Source organism: Prosthecobacter sp. (assembly GCF_044373815.1).
Lineage (GTDB): Bacteria > Verrucomicrobiota > Verrucomicrobiia > Verrucomicrobiales > Verrucomicrobiaceae > Prosthecobacter.
The window spans coordinates 1-2,864 of sequence record NZ_JBIPNG010000665.1 but is presented as its reverse complement, the minus strand read 5'-3'; the positions used below and the strand labels follow the sequence as shown (position 1 = coordinate 2,864).

The 2,864-nt window shown below is 60.2% G+C and carries 3 protein-coding genes; 2 read left to right on the top strand and 1 reads right to left on the bottom strand.

What is annotated here, in order from left to right; genetic code table 11:
- The coding region (locus tag ACIREA_RS29965; RefSeq protein ID WP_397385987.1) for a secretin N-terminal domain-containing protein at positions 1–1,262 on the bottom strand (1,262 nt) is incomplete at its 3' end.
- Between the two features lie 139 nt (positions 1,263–1,401).
- Between ACIREA_RS29965 and ACIREA_RS29960 the strand changes: the two genes are divergently transcribed.
- Positions 1,402–2,172 carry an ABC transporter ATP-binding protein gene (locus ACIREA_RS29960; RefSeq protein WP_397385986.1) on the top strand — a complete coding sequence of 257 codons (771 nt, stop codon included), beginning with the start codon at positions 1,402–1,404 and terminating at the stop codon, positions 2,170–2,172.
- Positions 2,169–2,864, top strand: a 696-nt coding sequence (locus ACIREA_RS29955) for a hypothetical protein (protein WP_397385985.1), incomplete at its 3' end; no start/stop codon positions are given. The genes ACIREA_RS29960 and ACIREA_RS29955, both read left to right, overlap by 4 nt.

Here is a 2,864-nt window from a genome sequence, read left to right as displayed (position 1 = left end):
GAGTTGCCGAAGCTGCCACCCAGGCCGGTGTTGGCTCCATAGGCGGAGTTGCTGCTGCTGCCGAAACCGTTGGAGTTGTTGCTGTTGCTGTCATCGGAGGAAGAGTCGGAGGAGGCACCGGATTTGCGGCGGGGGCTTCCACCGTCACCTGGAGAGCCTGCGATGGCACCGTCGTTGTTGCCTTGAATGTCGGTGTCTTTGGCCAGCGCATTATAGGCCACCATGAGAAAATCGAGCACGTCGAGGTACTTCAGGCGGCGCTTCAGGAAATTGGAGCCGTCGCTCTGCTTGTCGAGTTTCTCGACCAGTCCCCTGATATAGGTGATGTCCACCGGACGGCCAATGACGAGCAGTTCATTCGTGCGGCGGTACGGGAAAACTTTGACGCGTGCAGCGGCGGGATTCGTCGCGGTGGTGCCGGCGTTTCCTGCAGGGCTGGCGGGCACGGCAGGCACTCCGGGACGTGCGGCGGCATTCGGCACGGCGGCCGTTGGATTGGCTGTGGAGCTCTTCGCCTTTTCCTCCTGCTCAAAGATTTCATTGATGATCTCAGCCACCAGCTCCACATCGGAGCGCTCCAGCTTGATCATTTCATTGGAGGTCTCCGTCGGCGGTACGTCGATGATCTGGGCGATCTCGCAGATGCTGCGGATGGTGGTGCTGTTTTCCGTGATGATGAGGGCGGTGTCATTCGAAACGCCGGTTATGGCTCCATAGGCATGAAGTTTGATGACCTGCTGGAATGCCTTGGAGGCTTCATCCGCCGAGACGAACTGCAGGGGCAGCACGTAGTGGCAGATCTCCTCGTTCAGCGGCAGGTCACGCAGGGAATTGTACACCTTCAAGCCATCGGCAGTGGGGCTTTTGCCTCCGGCCTGGTTGATGAGTTTCGCCGTGGTCGCATCCACATTGATGATGGCATAGCCATTCAGCAGGAGAGTGGACTCAATGAAGAGGATGGCATCCTTCTTGGTGAGCATCTGCGGGGAAATGATGCGGAGCATCTCTCCCTGGAGGGCGGAGTCGAGGATGAGCTTTTTACCCGTGAGCTGGGTGTAAAAGGGGATGATCGCCTGGATGGGCGCGCTGGGAAAGTTGACCTTGATGCTGGCGCCTTCTCCCACAGGGACGTAAGTTCCTGCCGCAGGCAGCGGCGCAGCAGGAGCCTGAGCCTTCGATGCTTGGCGCATGCCAAGAATCAAAAGCACCAACAACACGGCGAAGCGCAGGCGTGTCGGGAGCTGGGAAGGGAAATGCGACATATTATTGAAATTACAGTCAGTATATTGAATTTAGCCTTAGCGGCAAGGGTTTTAGTTAATATCTATTAAAATTCATGCTTCTCACGCTGTCCTGATTGCTGTCTTGCAAGCGCCCGCAGCCCATGGATGATCGGCTCCCATGATCTCCATTCAGGGTCTCACCAAGCGCTTCGGCGCTCAAACTGCCGTCGATCATCTGACTTGGGAGGTGCCACCGGGCATGATCGTGGGTCTGCTGGGGCCCAACGGGGCAGGGAAGACCACCACCCTGAAAATGGTCACCGGCATGCTGCAGCCCGACGAAGGCACGGCGCTGATCTGCGGCGTGAACGTCTCCACCCATCCCGTGGAGGCCAAGCGCCTGCTCGGCTTCGTGCCGGACTCCGGCGCGGTCTATGAATCCCTCACCGGCCTGGAATTTCTCCTGATGATCGGGGCGCTCTACGGCATCTATGAGGACGAGGCCCGGCCGCGCATCCGGCAGTTCCTGGATTTCTTCGAGCTCGATGAGCAGACGCTCACCACCAAGCTGCTGGGCGCATACTCCAAAGGCATGCGGCGCAAGGTCGTCATCACCGCCGCGCTGCTGCACAATCCCAAGGTCGTCCTGCTGGACGAGCCGCTGGACGGCCTGGATGCCAATGCCGCCGTCGGATTCAAGGCACTGCTGGAAACCCTGGCGCGCGAAGGCAAGACAATCGTCTACAGCTCCCATGTGCTGGATGTCGTGGAGCGCGTGTGCAATCGCGTGGCCATCATGGCGCAGGGAAAACTGCTCGTGGAAGGCTCGCCGCACGATCTTCAGCACCAGCACGGGGCGGACACCCTAGAGCAGCTCTTCACCCAGCTTACCGGCCTCAGTGGTCTGGAGGCACGTGCCGAGACCTTTGCCAAAAGCATGTTGTCATGAGCACCGCCGCTGAAAACATGCCGCACACTCATGGCCGCCGGCCCCCCTCGCCCGCGAAGGTGCTGCGCAGCCTGTTCTGGAAGCTGCTCTTCCGTGGGCGTGCGGCGCAGCAGGCGGGTGCGCAGAAAACGCGTCGGCAGATGGGACTCGGCCTGACCCTTTTCATTTACGCACTGGTCGGCCTCATGCCCGCGATGCTCTCAAAGTTCACGGACACCTTTTTCTTTGCGTGCACGCTGCATGGCTTCACGCTGATGTTTGCCTCGCTCACGCTGGCCTCCAGCGCGGGCACCATGCTCTTCATGAAAGAGGAGGCGGAGATCCTGCTGCATCGCCCCGTGACTCCGCAGCAGATGCTGCGTGCCAAGTGCGCCGTGCTGGCTGGCTTTGCTTTCGTGCTCGCCCTGGCGCTGAATCTCGCCGGACTCGTCGCCGGCCCATGGAGCAAAGGCGGCACCTGGCGCTTCATCCCTGCTCATCTGTTTTCCACCGCGCTGCTCATGCTCTTCTCCGCCGCCAGCATCGTACTGGTGTACAACGCCTGCCTCAAATGGTTCGGGCGCGAGCGTCTGGACAATTTGCTCGCCACCGTCCAATCACTCCTCACGGTGGTCATGATCATGGGCGGGCAGATCATGCCCCGGGTGATGCAGCTGGAGGCATTCAAGCATTTCGACCACATCACCGGCTGG